This window comes from Microvirga sp. 17 mud 1-3 (assembly GCF_003151255.1).
In the GTDB taxonomy this organism is placed as follows: domain Bacteria; phylum Pseudomonadota; class Alphaproteobacteria; order Rhizobiales; family Beijerinckiaceae; genus Microvirga.
Genome location: NZ_CP029481.1, coordinates 323,032 through 341,643 on the forward strand (window position 1 = coordinate 323,032; position 18,612 = coordinate 341,643).

The 18,612-nt window shown below is 66.8% G+C and carries 16 protein-coding genes; 5 read left to right on the top strand and 11 right to left on the bottom strand.

Translation table 11 applies throughout. The features are described 5' to 3' along the window. Positions 1–84: 84 nt before the first annotated feature. Together C4E04_RS01500 and recF are read right to left on the bottom strand one after the other, a co-directional pair. The gene (locus C4E04_RS01500; protein WP_109594283.1) at positions 85–855 is read right to left on the bottom strand and encodes a CPBP family intramembrane glutamic endopeptidase; all 771 of its coding nucleotides are present in this window, start codon (positions 853–855) and stop codon (positions 85–87) included. After that, the gene (gene recF / locus C4E04_RS01505) at positions 852–2,012 is read right to left on the bottom strand and encodes a DNA replication/repair protein RecF (RefSeq protein WP_109594285.1); all 1,161 of its coding nucleotides are present in this window, start codon (positions 2,010–2,012) and stop codon (positions 852–854) included. Before recF ends, C4E04_RS01500 begins: the two co-directional genes overlap by 4 nt. Before the next feature lie 184 nt (positions 2,013–2,196). Between recF and C4E04_RS01510 the strand changes: the two genes are divergently transcribed. After that, positions 2,197–2,550 carry an antibiotic biosynthesis monooxygenase gene (locus tag C4E04_RS01510; RefSeq protein ID WP_109594287.1) on the top strand — a complete coding sequence of 118 codons (354 nt, stop codon included), beginning with the start codon at positions 2,197–2,199 and terminating at the stop codon, positions 2,548–2,550. Beyond that, positions 2,547–3,665, top strand: a complete 1,119-nt coding sequence (locus C4E04_RS01515) for a cytochrome P450 (RefSeq protein WP_109594289.1) — start codon at positions 2,547–2,549, stop codon at positions 3,663–3,665. The genes C4E04_RS01510 and C4E04_RS01515 overlap by 4 nt, the downstream gene beginning before the upstream one ends. A 20-nt stretch (positions 3,666–3,685) precedes the next feature. Here the strand turns inward: C4E04_RS01515 and dnaN are convergent, their stop codons facing one another. From dnaN to mutM, 7 genes are all read right to left on the bottom strand, one after another. Beyond that, the gene (dnaN, locus tag C4E04_RS01520) at positions 3,686–4,804 is read right to left on the bottom strand and encodes a DNA polymerase III subunit beta (protein WP_109594291.1); all 1,119 of its coding nucleotides are present in this window, start codon (positions 4,802–4,804) and stop codon (positions 3,686–3,688) included. A 174-nt stretch (positions 4,805–4,978) separates the two neighbouring features. Beyond that, positions 4,979–6,490 carry a chromosomal replication initiator protein DnaA gene (gene dnaA, locus C4E04_RS01525; protein ID WP_109594293.1) on the bottom strand — a complete coding sequence of 504 codons (1,512 nt, stop codon included), beginning with the start codon at positions 6,488–6,490 and terminating at the stop codon, positions 4,979–4,981. A 777-nt stretch (positions 6,491–7,267) separates the two neighbouring features. Next, positions 7,268–7,534 (bottom strand): 30S ribosomal protein S20, encoded by a 267-nt coding sequence (gene rpsT, locus C4E04_RS01530; protein WP_109594296.1) that lies wholly within the window; start codon positions 7,532–7,534, stop codon positions 7,268–7,270. 169 nt (positions 7,535–7,703) lie between these two features. Beyond that, positions 7,704–8,483 (bottom strand): TSUP family transporter, encoded by a 780-nt coding sequence (locus tag C4E04_RS01535; RefSeq protein WP_109600651.1) that lies wholly within the window; start codon positions 8,481–8,483, stop codon positions 7,704–7,706. 27 nt (positions 8,484–8,510) lie between these two features. Next, a complete protein-coding gene (locus C4E04_RS01540; RefSeq protein WP_109594297.1) occupies positions 8,511–9,284 on the bottom strand; it encodes an enoyl-CoA hydratase in 774 nt (257 codons plus the stop codon). A 101-nt stretch (positions 9,285–9,385) separates the two neighbouring features. Then, positions 9,386–10,180: a DUF2189 domain-containing protein gene (locus tag C4E04_RS01545; RefSeq protein WP_109594299.1), complete on the bottom strand. Its 795-nt coding sequence runs from the start codon at positions 10,178–10,180 to the stop codon at positions 9,386–9,388. A gap of 197 nt (positions 10,181–10,377) precedes the next feature. After that, the gene (gene mutM, locus C4E04_RS01550; RefSeq protein ID WP_109594301.1) at positions 10,378–11,259 is read right to left on the bottom strand and encodes a bifunctional DNA-formamidopyrimidine glycosylase/DNA-(apurinic or apyrimidinic site) lyase; all 882 of its coding nucleotides are present in this window, start codon (positions 11,257–11,259) and stop codon (positions 10,378–10,380) included. A gap of 93 nt (positions 11,260–11,352) precedes the next feature. Between mutM and ubiE the strand changes: the two genes are divergently transcribed. From ubiE to coaBC, 3 genes are read left to right on the top strand one after another with little or no spacing between them, the layout of a single operon-like run. Beyond that, positions 11,353–12,102 carry a bifunctional demethylmenaquinone methyltransferase/2-methoxy-6-polyprenyl-1,4-benzoquinol methylase UbiE gene (ubiE, locus tag C4E04_RS01555; protein WP_109594303.1) on the top strand — a complete coding sequence of 250 codons (750 nt, stop codon included), beginning with the start codon at positions 11,353–11,355 and terminating at the stop codon, positions 12,100–12,102. 1 nt (position 12,103) lies between these two features. After that, entirely contained in the window at positions 12,104–13,675 is a 1,572-nt protein-coding gene (gene ubiB, locus C4E04_RS01560; protein WP_109594305.1) for a 2-polyprenylphenol 6-hydroxylase, read from the top strand. A gap of 6 nt (positions 13,676–13,681) precedes the next feature. Further along, on the top strand, positions 13,682–14,896 hold the full coding sequence (gene coaBC, locus C4E04_RS01565) for a bifunctional phosphopantothenoylcysteine decarboxylase/phosphopantothenate--cysteine ligase CoaBC (protein ID WP_109594308.1): 1,215 nt from the start codon (positions 13,682–13,684) through the stop codon (positions 14,894–14,896). 26 nt (positions 14,897–14,922) lie between these two features. Here the strand turns inward: coaBC and C4E04_RS01570 are convergent, their stop codons facing one another. Together C4E04_RS01570 and C4E04_RS01575 are read right to left on the bottom strand one after the other, a co-directional pair. Then, a complete protein-coding gene (locus C4E04_RS01570) occupies positions 14,923–16,524 on the bottom strand; it encodes an MBL fold metallo-hydrolase (RefSeq protein ID WP_371682071.1) in 1,602 nt (533 codons plus the stop codon). Between the two features lie 127 nt (positions 16,525–16,651). Then, complete coding sequence (locus tag C4E04_RS01575; RefSeq protein ID WP_109600653.1) at positions 16,652–18,565, bottom strand: heavy metal translocating P-type ATPase; 1,914 nt, start codon at positions 18,563–18,565, stop codon at positions 16,652–16,654. Between the last annotated feature and the right edge of the window lie 47 nt (positions 18,566–18,612).

Sequence of the window (18,612 nt, forward strand, 5' to 3'; positions counted from 1 at the left end):
GGAGCCCATGTCAGCGCCAGTAGACCATGCTCCAGGGTCTACGTCACGTGCTGCTCCCAAGTGCCTCGACAGCGAGGCCTCGAGCTAAAGACCGAGAGCCGATAGGAGCGGTGTCGCGGTCCAGAAGATCGCATGGGTGGCCATGTGCGCCAGCATGGCATGCTCCAGGCTCCGCGAGGCGTAGAGCCAGCCATAGACGAGGCCGAGAAGCCCGTTGAGCGCGAGGGTGCGCAGGATCAGGACCTCGTCGGGAGGGCCGAGGCTCATCAGCGCCGGCAGGTGCCCGGCCGCGAAGGGAAGGGCCGCCAGGGCGATGGCGATCCAGACGAGCCCGCGGGGGCGACGGCCACGCAGGACGCGCATCCCGAGCCAGAGCAGCAGGGTCATGAGCCCGAAGCGGATCATCAGCTCCTCGGTGACGCCTCCATAGAGCAGGGCTGTGATCCGGCCCGAGAGGGGCACGTCGTCGAGGCGCGGGATATGGGTGAAGGAGCCGGGCGAGAGACGACGCAAGGTCAAGTCAGCCAAGGCCGCCACCGTGCCGGCGATCCCCGCCAGGATGAGGGCGTTAAGCCAGCCGCCGGCCGCCTCCGGCGCGGCCTTCCCGCGACTGCGGCGCAGGAGGATGGACACAAGGCCCGCCCTCTCGGCGAGAAGAACGCCGATGGCGATGGCGACCAGGACGAGGACGGTCGGCTGGATCAGCAGGATGGCCGTCAGCGCCGCGTCGGAGACGGGTGGCGCGTCCGGCAGATGCCGGATCTGCTCGACGGCGGCGTCGAGGCCTGGGACAAGTGACAGGACGCCGACGAGCCCGAGGCCGCCCATGGCCAGAAAGGGTCGGAGGATGGTCACGGGGTGACCAGAGGCTCGATGCGCCCTGGCTGGACCTGCAGCACATCGGCCCGCCCCTTAAGCTCGGCGAAAAGGCCCGGATCCGCGCCGGTCATCCACACCTGCCCGCCAAGGAATTCCAGGGTGTCAAACAAACCAGCGCGGCGCTTCGGATCGAGATGGGCCGCGACCTCGTCGAGGAGGATGAAGGGCGCGATCCCGCTCATGCTGCCGACGAGCCGCGCATGGGCGAGGACGAGGCCGATGAGCAGCGCCTTCTGCTCGCCCGTGGACGCCATGGCGGCCGGGATATCCTTCGGGCCGTGGCGGACCAGAAGGTCCGTGGCCTGGGGGCCGATCAGGGTGCGTCCCGCCGCCCGGTCGCGGGGGCGCGATTCGCGCAAGATGGCCCGGTAACGGTCCTCCGCGTCGACTGCCGGCAGGGTCGCGACCAGGGCATCGATCTCGCCCTCGAGGGTCAGTGTCGCGAACGGGAAGGGCGAGGCTTCGTCCCGGGTCGCCAGGATCAGGGCCGCGAGCCGCTCCGCGGTTTCCCGCCGGGCGGCCGCGACCGCGATGGCGAGTTCCGCCACCTCCCGCTCCAGGGCGTCGAGCCAGAGCCGGTCGTCGGGACTGTCCTCCAGCACCCGGTTGCGCGAGCGCAGGGCCCGCTCCAGGGCGTTGACGCGCGTACCGTGCTCGGCATCCACCGCCAGGACCAGCCTGTCGAGGAAGCGGCGCCGGTCGCCCGCAGGGCCCCGGAAGAGCGCATCGAGATCGGGCGTCAGCCAGACGATGCGCAGATGTTCCGCGAAAGCAGCCGGCGAGGAGGCTGGAAGGCCATCGATGCGGCAGATCCGCGAGGGACGCGTCTCCTCGTCCGGCCGGTCGAGGCCGGTGCCGAGTCGATGCTCGCCGTATGGAGTCTCCAGGGCGACCGAGATCGCGAAGGAGCCGGGCCCGCCCTGGCGGGCCATATCGGCGAGCTCCGCCCGGCGCAGGCCGCGCCCCGGCATGAACAGCGAGATGGCCTCGAGCACGTTGGTCTTGCCGGCGCCGTTCTCGCCCACCAGAGCCACCAGCGGGCGCGAGACTGCGAGTTCCAGGTTCGCATAGGTGCGGAAATCCTGGAGCGTCAGGTGCGTGATGAGGGAAGCGGCGGGGGAGGCGGGGGGCATGGCGGATCCGACGCCCCTTTTCCGGGAGTCCTTCCGAAAGATCAAGCGCCGAAAGAGCAACGGCCGCCGGCGGCACCGTCGACATTTCGGCCGTGAGCGAAATGTTCGGGCGCGACGGCGGGGTCGTTTCATGGAAGGTTCGGCCAGCCAACGGGCATGGGACCAAGGGTATGGGAGGAACCGAATGATCGCCGTCATCTTCGAAGTCGAGCCGCGTGAGGGACATCGCGACGCCTACCTGGAGATTGCCGCATCGCTGCGACCAATCCTCGAAGAGATCGACGGGTTCATTTCCATCGAACGGTTCGAGAGCCTCAGCAGGCCCGGCCGAATCCTATCCCTGTCCTTCTGGCGCGACGAGGAGGCCGTGAAAGCGTGGCGGCTTACGACCGAGCACCGCGCCGCCCAGGCCCGCGGTCGGGCGGAGATCTTCAGCGGCTACCGCCTGCGGGTCGCGGCGGTCCTGCGGGATTATGGAATGACGGAGCGCGAGCAGGTCCCGGCCGATCTACTGCCTGCGCCGGGAGCCGCATCGTGACCTGTCCGCGCGATCCGGTGGCCGCTGTCATGCATCCCGACCCCTCATCGTATTATGCCCTGCTCGCGGCCCGGCAGCCCTTTTACCGGGACGAGAACCTCGGCCTCTGGGTGGCGGCGGGAGCCGGGCCCATCGCTGAAGTGCTGGCAAGCGCGGCCTGCCATGTCCGCCCGGTTCACGAGCCAGTTCCAAATGCCATCGCCGGAACGCCGGCAGGCGAAATCTTCCGGCATCTGGTTCGCATGCGCGACGATCCGAAACGGACAGCGCTCAAGGCCGCCATCGTCAAGGCTCTTGCGATGGTTGAGCCGCGGGACGCGATGGAGGTAAGCGCGACCCTCGCGGCACAGCTCGCGGCCGACCTGTCGGAGGAGAAGCCGGACCTAGCGGGTTTTGCCTTTTCGCTGCCGGTCCAGGTGGTGGCCCGGCTGCTGGGATTCCCAGACGAGGCGCTCACGGGGCTCGCTGCCTCCCTAACGTCCTTCGTGGCAGGTCTTTCGCCGCTTGCCGGGACGCAAACGGTCGAAGCGTCCATAGAGGCCGCATCAGACCTGATGGCGGAGATGCGTGCACATCTCGCCTATGACGGACGTCACAGTGCCTTTTGCAGAACCTTGATTGCGGAAGCCAAGAGGGCCGGATGTCACGATGCCGATGAAATCGCCGCCAATGCCATCGGCCTGATGATGCAGGCGCAGGAGGCGACGGCGGGACTGATCGGCAACGTCCTCGTTACGCTTTGTCGTGACCCGAGCCTGAGGCTTGCGGCCATGCAGGACGCAGCCGTACTTGCATCGGTCGTGCAGGAGGTCCTCTGGCGGGATCCGCCGATCCAGAACACGCGCCGATACGTCGCCCTGGAGACCGTGATCGCCGGTCAGGCGCTGAAGCCGGGGGAGGGGATTCTGGTAATCTTGGCGGCCGCTCAGCAGGATGCCGATGCATCCGGCCGAGGGATGCTGGCCTTTGGGGAAGGACGCCATGCCTGTCCGGCCCGCAACCTCGCGAGTGCGATCGCGGAGGCCGGCGTGGCGCGCCTCCTCGATCGGGATGATCTCGCGGACATGGCGCTGCCGGTCTACCGACGGTCGGTCAACGCGCGGATACCGTTCTGACGGAAAGCCGAACGTGCCCCTCAGACGCGCATAGGCATCAGCACGTAGAGGGCGGAAGCGCCTTCCCGATCCTGCACGACCGTGGGCGAGCCGGGATCGGCCAGCTTGAAGAGGGCGGTGTCGCCGTCGAGCTGGGCCGTGATGTCCAGAAGATAGCGGGCGTTGAAGCCGATATCGATGGGCGCGGAATCGTAATCGACCTCGATCTCTTCGGTCGCGCTGCCCGAATCCGGGTTGTTGACCGTCAGGGTCAGGCGCCCGTCGTTGAGGGCGAGCTTCACGGCCCGGCCGCGCTCGGACGAAATGGTCGAGACCCGGTCCACGGCCTTGGCGAAATCGGCGCGTTCCACGGTCAGGAGCTTGTCGTTGCCGGCCGGGATGACCCGCTGGTAATCCGGGAAGGTGCCGTCGATCAGCTTGGAGGTCAGCACCACGCCGTCGAAGGTGAGGCGAACCTTGGCGGAGGAGAGCTCCACCGTCACGGATTCGCTACCATCCTCTACGAGCTTGACGATCTCGGCCACGGCCTTGCGCGGGATGATCACGCCGGGCATGCCCTCGGATCCCTGCGGGGCCGGCAGCTCCACGCGGGCGAGGCGGTGCCCATCCGTCGCAACCGCGCGCAGCATCGTGGCGCCGGACACATCGATGGTGTGGAGATAGATGCCGTTGAGGTAATAGCGCGTTTCCTCGGTCGAGATCGCGAACTGGGTCTTCTCGATGAGGCGCTTGAGATCGGAGGCCGCCAGGGTGAAGCGGTGCGGCAGGTCACCGGCCGCGAGGTCCGGGAAGTCGCTCTCGGGCAGGGCCTGGAGCATGAAGCGCGAGCGGCCGGAGCGGATCTGCATCTGGCCCGTGTCGCCGGGCGTCTCGAGGGAGACCTGGGCGCCGTCGGGCAGCTTACGCACGATGTCGTAGATCACGTAGGCCGGCACCGTGGTCGAGCCCGCATCCGTGATGTCGGCGGGAATGGTCTCGGTCACCTCGATGTCGAGGTCCGTCGCCCTGAGGCGGAGCATCCCGTCCTCGCCGCGCAGGAGCACGTTGGACAGGATCGGGATGGTGTTGCGGCGCTCGACGACCCGGTGAACATGCCCGAGCGCCTTCAGCAGAGCGGCTCGTTCGACGGTAACTCTCATAGTCCAACACCCATTCTCGTTGGAATTATTGGCCGGCCATCCGGCAGGTGGACGGAAACCCAAGGGGCGGCAAGATTGGCGAAGGTCGGCGGCAAAAGCAAGCGCCGGCCCAGCTTTCCCCAGCCCGGGGCGCCGCCGGAGCGGTGCGTATCCCCGGGGTGCCTGTTGATCTGCCTATTCCTGCAGCATGCGCTTGAGGAGCTCGACCTCGTCGGACAGGGCGTTGTCCTCGCCCAGCGCCTTCTCGATCTTGCGCACCGCGTGGAGCACGGTGGTGTGATCGCGTCCGCCAAAGCGGCGCCCGATCTCCGGCAGGGAGCGCAAGGTGAGCACCTTCGAGAGATACATGGCGATCTGTCGGGGCCTGACCACGGCGGCGGTGCGGCGCTCGGACAGGATGTCGGAGCGGGAGACGTTGTAGCGGGAGGCCACCAGCTTCTGGATGTCCTCGATCTTGACCCGCTTCGGCTCCCGGTTGCGCACGAGATCGCGGATCGCGACCTCGGCGGTCTCCAGGGTGATGGCCGAGCCCGTGAGGGTGGCATGGGCCAGAAGGCGGTTCACAGCGCCTTCAAGATCGCGTCCATTGGCCGTGATGGCGCGGGCCACGTAGGCGATCACGTTCGGGCTCACCTCGAAGGCCGGGTGAATGGCCCGCAGGGCCTCGATGCGGGTCGTGAGGATCGAGGCGCGCAGGGCCTCGTCCAGGCCGCCCACCTCGACCACAAGGCCGCCGGCGAGGCGGGAGCGCACGCGCTCGTCCAGGCTCTCCAGATCTGCCGGGGGGCGGTCCGCCGCGACCACGATCTGGCGGCCCGCATCGATCAGGGCATTCAGGGTATGGCCGAATTCCTGCTGAATCTGCTTGCCCTGGATGAACTGAACATCGTCGAGGATGAGCAGGTCGATGCCGCGCAGGCGCTCCTTGAAAGCCAGCGAGGTCTGAGCCTTCAGGGAGGCCACGAAGCCGTACATGAAGCGGTCGGCCGTGAGGTAGATCACCCGACGACCCTGCATCCGCACCGCATGGCCGATGGCATGAAGGAGATGGGTCTTGCCGAGGCCGACCCCCGCATGGAGATAGAGCGGATTGTAGATCGCCTGGCCGTTCTGGGCCTGGGCCACCCGGTCGGCGGCCGCATGCGCGAGGGCATTGGAACGCCCGACGATGAAGCTCTCGAAAGTCAGGCGTGGATCGAGCGGGGCGCCGCCGAGATCGGACGCATCGCTCCGGTCGTCCGAGTGAGGTGCCGCAGCAGGCTTGGCTTCCTGGATCGCGGGCATGCCCATCGGAATCGAAGAGGGGTTGGTGCTGGCGCTCGGGCGAGGCGCCTCGGGCAGGCGCCGTGACGCTGCGCCCTCGCGGCCGGCGGTGCTGCGCACGCCGATCACCACGCGCTCCACGTTGTTCGCTTCGGTCCTGTAGAGGGTCAGGACCCGGTCGGTATAGTGGGACTCGATCCAGCTCTTCAGGAAGCGGGTCGGCACCGTCAGATAGGCGCAGCCATCGATCACTGCATCGAGTTCGAGGCGGCCGAACCAGCTGGCGAAGATGTCCTCGCCCAGCTCCGCCCGGAGCCGCCGCTTGACCCTGGCCCAAATGTCGGGCGCGCTCTGCTCTCCCGAGGCCTCGATGCCGTTCTCGTTCGGGGCCGCATAGGTGCGATGATCCTCGCTGCGATACATCAAAATCCCTCCAAGAGACTCCCTCCGCTGAGGCAGAGAGTCCCTACGCCATGGCCTGCCCCAATGTCAGGGACAGACTTACACCAGGTTCCTTTGAAACCCGGCGCCCCCAATACTACTAATGATTATCGTTTTACGCTTAAGTACAGATGACCAAGACAGGTCATCTTCCGACTATCCTCTCAAGGTTCTCCAAGTGGAGCCTCGAAAATGTGCAGAGCTTTCTCTTGCTTCTTAATTCCTGAAACAATGCTCCGTCCCCATTATCGAGCGCTATGACCTTGTGACTTGAGTGGATGACTTCGCGGCGGGCCGCCGAAGTGGAATTGACCTTACACAGGGGGGTGGGGTGGGGCAATACGGCCGAGTCGGGCCACGGGCCCTCCGACAGGGCTTGCGGCACTCACAGGCCCGTCCACAGCTTTTCCGCAGACGCCATAAAGTCCTGACTCTCCAATTGATTCACAGTTCCACCACAGCTCGGCCACGGGTTCGGAAAAGAGTTTTTCCGCAATGTTGATTCAGTGGTGATTCGCGTGCCGGATCCGCCGGATTCCGATGCTTCGCGAAGCTTTGCCTGCTAAGCTATTGATGTGCGTCGTATTTTGCTGCGCGTTTCAAAGTCGGGATTGGCCGCCTGACACCCCTGGAACGGGCCCTGGAGTCAAGGGGCAATGTGGATAAGCTTGAGCTCTGCTGAGGTGCGGCGGGCATGAAAAAACCCGGCGCAAGCGCCGGGTTTCGAAAGCCTGTTCTGAGACGGGCGGGCGGCCTGAATCAGGCGCTCAGCGTCTTGATCCGCAGGGCAAGGCGGGAGACCTTCCGCGAGGCCGTGTTCTTGTGCACGATGCCCTTCTGGGCAGCGCGCATGAGCTCGGGCTCTGCGGCCCGGAGGGCGGCGACGGCCTCGGTCTGGTTGCCGGAGGAAATCGCCTCCTCGACCTTGCGGAGGAAGGTCCGCATACGGCTGCGGCGCGAACGGTTGACCGCGGTGCGCTTCGCGATCTTGCGGGTCATCTTCTTGGCCGACACGGTGTTGGCCATGGCCTGTCCTCGTTCTCTAAAATCCGACGCGGGCGAGCCGGTTGTCCGGCTTGAGACGGCGGTCGGTTGATTGCATGGAAACCGGAGAGCCCGCGGGATGCGCGGGCTCGTATGGGGCGGCTTATAGCGACGGACGGGCCGAGCGTCAACGCTTGCGGGCGTTTGCGCGTCAAAAAAGCGCCGGGAGCAGCCGCGAGAGCCCCTGGTGCCAGGGATTGGCGGGGTCGAGGAGAAGCTTGAGCGCCATGAGGCTCGACACCAGGACCAGGAGCGGGCGGATGATCCGAGCTCCGTGGCGGAGGGCCAGCCGGGAGCCGATCTGCGCGCCGATCAGGGAGGCGCCCGCCATCAGGAGCCCTATCGGCCAGACCACCGCGCCGGTCGCCGAATAGAGAAGAAGACTGCCGAGATTGCTGGAGAGGTTGAGCAGCTTGGTGTGGGCTGTTGCCCGCACGACCCCGTAGCCGAGGAGGGTCACGAAGGCGAGCATATAGAAGGAGCCGGCGCCGGGACCGAAGATCCCGTCATAGAAGCCCACCGCCACCGGGGCCGTCAGGCCGAACGTGGTGGCGGTCATCCGCGCATGGGCATCCTCGTTCCCGACCTTCGGCGAGAGGGCGAAGAAGAGCGCGATGGCGATGAGGAGCAGGGGGATCAGCCCGTCGAGGACGGGGCGGGGCAGGAACCTGACGCAGAGCGCGCCCGCAATGCCGCTCACGAAGGCGATCAGTGCGAAGCGCCAGGCCGAGGACCAGGCGATCATGCCCTTTCGGCCGAACGTATAGGTGGCCGAGGCGGCCGCGACGGCGCCCTGGACCTTGTTGGTCGCGATGGCCTGGGCCGGGTCGAGCCCGGCGATCAGCAGGGTCGGGACCGTGAGGAGCCCACCGCCTCCGGCAATGGAATCGACGAAGCCCGCCAGAAGCGAAACGGCGGCCAAGGCCGCCATCGTGTCGAAGTTCTCAAGAAGCACGGATCAGCGGTCCGTGAACCGGGGGGCTCGCTTTTCGACGAAGGCGGCCATGCCCTCCTTCTGGTCGGCGGTGGCGAACATGGCGTGGAACACCCGCCGCTCGAAGCGGATGCCCTCGGCAAGCCCCATCTCGTCGGCCCGGTTGATGCTCTCCTTCGTCATCATGACGATGGGCTGGGACATGGACGCGATGGTTTCGGCGGTCTTGAGCGCCTCGGCGAGGAGATCCGCCGTCGGCACCACGCGGGCGACGAGGCCGGAGCGCTCCGCCTCCTCGGCGCCCATCATCCGGCCCGTGAGGCACATCTCCATGGCCTTGGCCCGGCCGATGAGGCGGGTCAGGCGCTGGGTGCCGCCCATGCCGGGCATGACTCCGAGCTTGATTTCGGGCTGGCCGAACTTGGCGTTCTCGGCCGCGATGATGAAGTCGCACATCATGGCGAATTCGCAGCCGCCGCCCAGCGCGAAACCCGCCACTGCGGCGATCATGGGCTTGCGCCGGTTCGCCACCCGGTCCCAGCCGCCGAACTGATCGTCCGAATAGATCTGCGGATAGGTGAGGGACGCCATTTCCTTGATGTCGGCGCCCGCCGCGAAGGCCTTCTCGGAGCCCGTGATCACGATGCAGCCCACCTCCCGGTCGGCCTCGAAGGCATCGAGCGCCCGGTTGACCTCGCCGAGAAGGGCTGCGTTGAGAGCGTTCAGCGCCTGCGGGCGGTTGAGGGTGATGAGCCCCACCTTGCCGCGGGTCTCGACGATGATCGTTTCATAAGCCATGCCGTCGCCTCCTCGATGGAGGCTCACCGGTAGGCGAGGCGCAAAGGCCAGGCAAGAGAAATCCGCCGGGGGCGGAGGCTCCGCTCCCGACGCAGGCGCTCTCAGTCGGCCACCACTCGGCGGTAGAGATGCCAGGTGGCGTGGCCGAGAATCGGGATCACCACCGCAAGGCCGAAGAAGAACGGAATGAAGCCGACGAACAGCATGACGGCGACGATCAGCCCCCAGAGGACCATGGGTCCCGGATTGGCGCCGACCGCCTGGAGCGAGGTCTGCACCGCCGTGGCGACGCTCACGTTGCGGTCGAGCAGCAGCGGGAAGGACACGACGCTGATGGACAGGACGATGGCGCTGAAGGCGAGGCCGATGGCGTTGCCGATGAGGATCAGGGTCCAGCCCTGCCGGGTCGTGAGGACCTCCTGCAGGAACCCGGTCAGGGACACGGGGCGGTAATTGCCGAAGATCGTATGGTAGAGCGCCTGCGCGGTGGCGAGCCAGAGGAACAGGATGAGCAGGAGCAGCGCCCCGAGGGCCGCGATGGAGCCGATGGAGGGCGAACGCAGGACCTGGGAGGCGCGCGTGAGGGCGATCTCCTCCCCGCGCTCCCGGCGGCGGCTTAGCTCATAGAGGCCGACGGCCGCGAAGGGGCCCACCAGGGCGAAGCCGGCCACGAGGGGGAAGAGGAGCGGCAGTACGTTGTTGCCGAAAATGGCACCCGCCAGCACGAGGCCGAGGACGGGATAAATGAGGGCGATGAAGAAGGCATGGGTCGGCATTGCCAGGAAATCGTCGATCCCGCGGCGCAACGCTTCCTTGAGATCCGCGACGCCGATGGTCCGGACGACCGGACCCTCCAGCGCGGAGCCCACGCCGGGCATCGTATGAATTTTCGCCATGGCCTTAACCTCCGAATCAAGTTCGGGCGGTCCGGCGCCGGCTTATGCCATGGGCCTTGCCCCCGGGAGGCCGCTGGCGACGCGAAGCCGCAACCTGCCCATCGAGCCGTCAGTGTAATCCCGTTCGCGCAGGCTGTCTCGCGAAGCGGAGACACATTCTCGGGAGCGGCCGCATCGATGTCCTGAAGGCCGGACCCCTACCGCTGGCAGGACGGGCAGTAGAAGGTGGAGCGGCCCCCCTGGACCAGTCGCGAGACCGTGCCCTTGCAGCCCGGCGTGACGCAGGGTTCACCCTCCCGATCGTAAACCTGGAAGGCATGCTGGAAATAGCCCAGGGTCCCGTCCACGCGGGCATGGTCTCGGAGGGTCGAGCCGCCGGCCGCGACGGCCTCGTTCAGGACGTCGCGGATCACCTCGGCGAGCCTGTGCGCCTTCGCGGTGGGCCGCCCCTTGGGAGACACAAGGGAGCCGGCCGGCGCCTCCGGGTGGAGGCCGGTCCGGAACAGGGCCTCGCAGACATAGATGTTGCCGAGACCCGCGATCAGGCGCTGATCGAGGAGAGCCGCCTTGAGCGGCGTGCGGCGGCCGGCGAAGAGCTGCGCGATGGTCTCGCCCGAAAGGGCATTGCCGAGGGGCTCGATGCCCATGGTCTTGAAATGCCGGCAGGTCTCGATCTCGGCCCGGGTAACGAGGTCCATGAAACCGAATCGGCGGGCGTCATTGTATGTGACGGTAGCGCCGTTCGACAGGGAGAAGACCACGTGGTCATGCGCGCCCGCGGCCCCATGTTCATGGTGGAATGCCCCGGGCCTGACCTCCTGGCCCCCTTCCGAGACGAGAAAGCGCCCCGACATGCCCAGATGCATGACCAGAACCTCTCCGGACGACAGGTCCGCCAGGAGATATTTGGCGCGGCGCCCCAGGGCGGTGACCTCCTGGCCCTCCAGGCGCTCGGCGAACCGCTCCGGAAAGGGGAAGCGCAGATCCGGGCGGCGCTGGGTCACTTTCGTGAACCGGGCCCCCACCATGGCAGGCTCCAGGCCCCTGCGGACGGTCTCGACTTCGGGAAGTTCGGGCATCAACCATCTCTCGGCATCGGCAGGCTCCTTACATAGCCATCCGGGCCCGGTTCCGCTATGGATCGCCGGAAAAGGCGACGGAAGGATGGACAGATGAGCGACGAAACGACCCATTTCGGGTTCCAGTCCGTGCCGCTCGGCGAGAAGCAGGGCCGGGTCAACGAGGTCTTCCATTCCGTCGCGGGCCGGTACGACCTCATGAACGACCTCATGTCCGCAGGGCTCCATCGGCTCTGGAAGAACACCCTGGTCGCCATGCTGCGGCCGCCCCGGGACCGCGCTTTCCGGCATCTCGACGTGGCCGGCGGCACGGGGGACGTAGCCTTCCGCATCCTGGAGGCCGGAGGACCCGCGACCCATGTCACGGTCCTGGACATCAACGGAGACATGCTGTCGGTTGGCCGAGAGCGGGCGGGCCACGCCTATGAGGGACGGATCGATTTCGTGGAGGCCAATGCAGAGGCCCTGCCATTCGAGGACGGGTCGTTCGATGCCTATACGATCGCGTTCGGCATCCGGAACGTGCCGCGCATCGATGTGGCCCTGCGGGAGGCGCACCGCGTGCTCAGGCCCGGCGGGCGCTTCCTATGCCTGGAATTCTCGAAGGTCGACGTGCCCGGCCTCGACCGGATCTACGATGCCTATTCGTTCAACGTGATCCCCCGCCTCGGTCGGATGGTCACGGGGGATTCCGAATCCTACCAGTATCTCGTCGAATCGATCCGCCGCTTCCCGACGCCGGCCGCCTTTGCGCGCATGATCGAGCAGGCCGGGTTCCGGTGCGTCAGCCACCGGCCCCTCACGGGCGGGGTCGTGGCCATTCATTCCGGCTGGAAGATCTGACGTGATCGGTAGTCTCGTCCACCTTTCCCGCAACCTGCGCGCCGGCTTCGTGCTGGCGCGGGAGGGCGCGCTGGCTCTGATCGATCCGAATGTCCTGCCGCCCGCGGCTCGCCTCGGCCTGCGCCTTGCGCGCCTCATCGAGCGGCGACAGGCCGGAGACGGCGCGGCCCGCCTCTCGGCGGCGCTGACCCGGCTCGGACCGTCCTATGTGAAATTCGGCCAGTTCCTGGCGACCCGCCCGGACATCGTCGGCGCAGCCGCGGCCCATGACCTGGAACGCCTGCAGGACCGCATGCCGCCCTTCCCGCGCAAGGAAGCAGTGCGCATGGTGGAGCTCGCGCTGGGCCGCCCCATCGACGAACTCTTCCTGGAATTCAGCGAGCCGATTGCGGCCGCCTCCATCGCCCAGGTCCACAAGGCGGTCATCCGTACGCCGGAAGGCCCCCTGACCGTGGCCGTGAAGGTGGTCCGGCCCGGCGTGCGCGAGGGCTTCGCCCGCGATCTCCAGGCCATGCGCGCAGCCGCCCGCCTGTTCGAGCGCCTGGTGCCCGATGCGAAGCGTCTCAAGCCGGTCGAGGTGGTCGAGGCGCTCGCCCGCTCTGTCTCCGTCGAGATGGACCTGCGCCTCGAGGCGGCGGCCGTCTCGGAGCTCGGGGAGAACACGAAGGACGACCCCGATTTCCGCGTGCCGAAGCCCGAATGGGACCTCACGGCCCGCGACGTGCTGACCATTACGTGGATCGACGGCATCCGCCTCAACGACATTGCCGGGATCGAGGCGGCGGGCTTCGACCGGGTTGCCCTGGCGCGGACGGTGATCCAGTCCTTCCTGCGCCATGCGATCCGCGACGGGTTCTTCCACGCGGACATGCATCCGGGCAACCTCTTCGTGGATCCCCAGGGGCGCCTCGTAGCGGTGGATTTCGGCATCATGGGCCGCCTCGGCATGAAGGAGCGACGCTTCCTGGCCGAGATCCTGCTCGGCTTCATCCGTCGCGATTACCTGCGCGTGGCGCGGGTGCATTTCGAGGCCGGCTACGTGCCGCCGCATCATTCGGTCCAGGATTTCGCGCAGGCCCTGCGCGCCATCGGCGAGCCGATCCACGACCGGCGTGCCGACGAAATCTCGATGGCGAAGCTGCTCTCCCTGCTCTTCGAGATCACGGCGCTGTTCGACATGGCGACGCGCATTGAGCTGGTGATGCTGCAGAAGACCATGGTGGTGGTGGAGGGTGTCGCCCGCAATCTCGATCCGCGCCTCGACATGTGGACCACGTCCGAGCCCGTGGTGCGGGACTGGATCGAGCGCCATCTCGGCCCCATCGGCCGCATTGAGGAGGCGGGTAACGGTCTCGCGACGCTCGTAGGCGTCGCCTCGGACCTGCCGGACATGGCCCTTCGCGGCAAACTGCTCCTCGGCCGGCTGGAGGAGATGGCCGACAAGGGGCTGCCCTTGCATCAGGAGAGCGTCTCGGCCATCGGGCGCGCGGAGGCGCGGGGCAACCGGTGGAGCACGGCGGCCTTGTGGATCATTGCGCTGTCGCTGATGATCCTCGCGATACGGGGTTTCTGAGAAACCATGGCGCTGACGGGCAAACGGATCCTTCTGGTCATCGGCGGCGGGATCGCAGCCTATAAATCCCTCGACCTGATCCGGCGCCTGCGGGAGCGCGGCGCCTCCGTGCGCTGCATCATGACCGCCGGGGCGCAGAATTTCGTCACGCCGCTGGCAGCATCCGCCATTTCCGGACAGCGCACGCATACGGACCTGTTCGACCGGGAGGATGAAGCCGATATCGGCCATATCCGGCTCGCCCGGGATGCTGATCTCATCATCGTCGCACCCGCGACCGCCAATCTCATGGCCAAGATGGCGGGCGGCCATGCGGACGATCTCGCCTCCACGGTGCTGCTCGCCACGACCCTGCCGATCCTGATCGCGCCCGCCATGAACGTGCGCATGTGGCTGCACCCGGCGACGCAGCGCAACCTCGCGACGCTCCAGGCGGATGGAATCCGCACCGTCGGGCCGAACGAGGGCGCAATGGCGGAGGCCGAAACGGGTCCGGGCCGGATGGCCGAGCCCCTGGAGATCGTTGCGGCCGCCGAGAAGCTGCTCGCACCGGCCACAGGCCCCCTCTCGGGTCGGCATGTCCTCGTCACGTCCGGGCCGACCCACGAGCCCATCGATCCGGTGCGCTACATCGCCAATCGCTCTTCCGGCAAGCAGGGTCACGCCATCGCGCGTGCGGCCGCGGAGGCGGGAGCGCGAGTGACGCTGGTCTCCGGTCCGGTTGACCTTCCCGACCCGCCGGGGGTCGCGACGATCCGCGTGGAGAGCGCCCGGGAGATGCTCCAGGCCGTAGAGGCGGCGCTGCCCGCGGATATCGGGATCTTCGCAGCCGCGGTCGCCGATTGGCGCGTCGCCAATGCGGGAGAGCAGAAGCTCAAGAAGAATGCCGGCGCCATGCCGGACCTGCGGCTGACCGAGAATCCCGACATCCTCGCGACGATCTCCCGGCGCAACAAGGGTCGCCCGCCGCTCATGGTCGGCTTCGCGGCCGAGACCGAGAACGTGGTCGAGCATGCCCGGCAGAAGCTCGCCAAGAAGGGCTGCGACCTCATCGTCGCCAACGACGTATCGGTCGGGACCGGCGTCATGGGCGGCGACCGCAATTCGGTGCACCTGGTCAGCGCATCCGGCGTCGAGACCTGGCCGACTCTCTCGAAGACCGAGGTGGCCCGCCGGTTGGTCATGCGCTTAGGCGAGATGGTGAAGGCTGCAGGCGGATAGCGCTTATCCGCCTGTCCAGCTCTCACCTATGCGCGATCAGGCTCCTTCAAGGCGTCTCTGATGCGTCGAATCACGACACCCTTGGATTTCCTGTCCGCTGCCGCCGCGATGGCGTTGTCGATGTCGAGAAGCAGTTCCGCGTAATCGTTGTGCCAGTCCCGCCGTCCGGTGCTCGAAGCCGGCAGGCGCTGGCCTCCGCGCTCGATCCGCGCCGCCGTCTCGCCCGCCAGATCGTAAACGTCGTCGATCTCGGGGATCACGGCACCAGGCGCATGTTCGAGACCCGCGAGGGACGATTGCAGGGCCTTCAGGGCTGGATCCTCGCCGTGAACGAGGAAGATTCCGCGTCGGACCGGAAGCCGGTCGGACAACCAGGCCTTCAGCTCGGGACCGTCCGCATGACCTGAATAGAGATCGAGCGTTCGCATGCGGGCGCGAACCTGGATCTCCTCACCATGGATCCTGACCTTCGATGCGCCCTCCTGAAGGATGCGTCCGAGGGTCCCTTGAGCCTGGAAGCCGACGAACAGCACCGTGGCCTCGTCCCGCCACAGCCATGATTTCAGGTGATGCCGGATCCGGCCCGCCTCGCACATCCCGCTGGCCGCGATGATGATGTGAAAGCTATGGATGCGATCGATCGCCTTGCTCTGCTCCACGCTCTCGGTGAAGCGCACCCATCGCGACTCCAGGGCCTGGATCAGGTCGGAGCCGTTCTTGAGCTCTCCCGCGTGCCGCTTGAAGACGGCGGTCGCCTTCGAGGCGAGCGGGGAATCGATGAAGACCGGAATATCCGGCAATTCGCCGGCCTCCATCAGCTCCATGAGATCGACCAGGAGCTCCTGGGTTCTCTCGACTGCGAAGGATGGAATGAGAAGAGCCCCGCTCGGACGCATCGCCGCGCGCACCTCGTCGCGCAGCATCCGCCGGCGGCGCTGAATCGTCGTGCCGTCACGATCCGTATCGCCGTAGGTAGATTCGAGGATGACGTAATCGAGATCGCGCGGTCCGTCCGGATCGGGTTGCAGGAGCTTGTGATCGGGCCCGATGTCACCGGAGAACAGGAACCGGACCGGCTTCTCGCTTCCGTCGGACGATACCTCCATCTCGATGGAGGCCGAGCCCAGGAGATGGCCGGCGTTCCAGTAGCGCGCCCGAAAGCCAGGAGCCACATTCTGCCATTGGCCATAGGGCACAGGCCGGAAATGCGAGAGCGACGCGACCGCATCCTCTTCGGTGTAGATCGGCGACACTCTCTCCAGCCCCCGGCGACTGTTGCGGCGGTTGAGCTGCTCCACCTCCATTTCCTGGATATAGCCGGAATCCGGAAGCATGATGGATGCGAGATCCGTTGTGCCTGACGTCGCATAGATCGGGCCGTCGAAGCCTGCCTTCACGAGCTTCGGCACAAGTCCGCTATGGTCGATATGCGCATGGGTCAGGCAGAGCGCACTGACGCCGGCTGGCCGGAACGGAAAGTGCTGATAGTTGAGTTCCCGTTCGGTTTTCGATCCCTGGAACATTCCGCAATCGACCAGGACGCGGGCCGCATCCGTCTCGAGCAGAAAGCACGAGCCCGTGACGGTCCGGGCGGCGCCATAGAAATGAAGGCGAAGCGACAAGGGGATCTCCTCGGCAGGGTCCGAGCCCGCAGGATTGCATCTCGGCCAGTTATCGTCGAGCCATTAAGCACGAACCGCGCCAATGATCGCGAGGGCGAACATGTCCTCCCGCGCCGCTAGGATGGGCATTCCGTCATGAAGCCCTGGGTCCCCACAGGGCTCGCAGGGCGTTCAGGATCACGGCAACGTCGATGACCTCCTGGATCAGCGCGCCCTGAACGGGGCCCAGATAGCCCAGCGCGGCGACGATCATGCCGATGACCGAGAGGCCGATGCCGGCATAGACGCTTTGGAGCGCGATGCGCCGCGACCGGCGCGCAGCCTCCATGGCCAGAGGGATCTTGTCCAGCCGGTCCATCAGGACGACCACGTCGGCCGCCTCGGCGGACGCCGCGGCTCCCTTTGCGCCCATGGCGATACCGAGATCGGCGGCCGCAAGGGCCGGTGCATCGTTGACGCCGTCGCCGATCATCATGACAGGACCGTTCCGGCTTTCGGTCTTTACGATCGCAATCTTCCGGTCCGGCGTCAGTTCGGCGTGGACCGCGTCGAAATGCAGCCCCACCGTGACGGCCTCCGCCACGTCCTGGCGGTCGCCCGATGCCAGAATGATCCGAGCGATGCCCAGGTGACGGAGGCTGTCGAGGACCTGGGCGGCTTCAGAGCGCAAGGGATCCGCCAGGACCAGAAGACCGGCAGGTTCGCCATCGACGGCCAGGGCCACGACGACCGACCCCACCGCATAGTCATCGCGAGAAAACGATCTGGCGCCTTCTGGCACGCGCTGCGACACGAACCGGATTCCGCCGACGACAACGCGCCGACCATCGACGGTTCCAACCAACCCTTCGCCGGGGACATCCTCGACCTCGGCGGGAGGGGACAGGCGAAGGCCCTTTGCCCGCGCGTCCGTGACGAGAGCCTGTGCGATGACATGCTTCGAGGCCTGATCGAGCGAAGCCGCCAGTCGGAGGATCTCGTCGGCCGGCAATCCGGACAATGTCCTGATCTCGACGATCCGGGCCTGTCCATGCGTAAGGGTGCCGGTCTTGTCGATCACCAGCACTTGAACACGGGCGAGCATCTCCAGAGCCTTGCCGCCTTTCACGAGCACCCCGATCCCGGCCGCGCGCGAGACGCCGGACACGATCGCGACCGGCACGGCAAGGATCAGCGGGCAGGGTGTTGCGATGACGAGCACGGCCAGGGCCCGGATGGGGTCGCCGCTCCAGAGCCAGGCGCCGCCGGCAAGCACGATGGTCAAGGCAAGGAAGACCATGGCGAAGCGGTCTGCGAGGCGGGTCATCGGCGCCTTCGAAGCCTGAGCGGCTTGGACCAGGCGAATGATCCCCGCATAGGTACTCTCGGCCGCGCGATACGTGGCGGTCAGCTCGAACGCGTCGCCGACATTCGTCGCTCCGCTCATGACCGCCTCCTGGCTGACCCTCTGGACGGGAAGGGACTCGCCGGTGAGCGCCGACTGGTCCAGAATCGCCACGCCTTCCGCGACCGTCCCGTCCACGGGCACGACATCTCCCCGGCGGATCAGCAGACGGTCCCACGGTTCGATGGCGTCGAGGCCGACTTCCTCGAGCAGGCCGTCCCGATAGCGGAGTGCCGTCCTCGGCACCCGGGCGAGGAGGCTCGTCATCTCGCGGCTCGCGCGCCGCTCCGCAAAGCTTTCGAGATATTGCCCGCCGGCATACATCAGCGCCACGATGACGGCCGCCAGGTTCTCCCCGAAGAGCAGCGCGCCGGTCATCGAGAGCGCAGCGACGATGTCGAGCCCTACCTCCCCACGCCGGAGGCTAGCGATGATCTCGATGAGCAGGGCGCCCAGCACGGGAACGGTCGCGACGGCCCAGATCGTTCCGGCCCATGGAGCCGCGCCGGTCAGGTGAAATCCGAGTCCGAGCAGCAGACCCAAAGCGGGCAGAACGACGAGAGCCGGACGGATGAGCCTGTGGAGGGCCTGCAGGGAGATTGTGCTCGCTCTCCCGGGTGGCTGAGGTGGCGAGAGGCTCGCCGTTCCAGGGTTTTCCGACATCCCGCCGTTCCTCGTCATCATGTTGACCATGACCCTTCGGGGGCTGG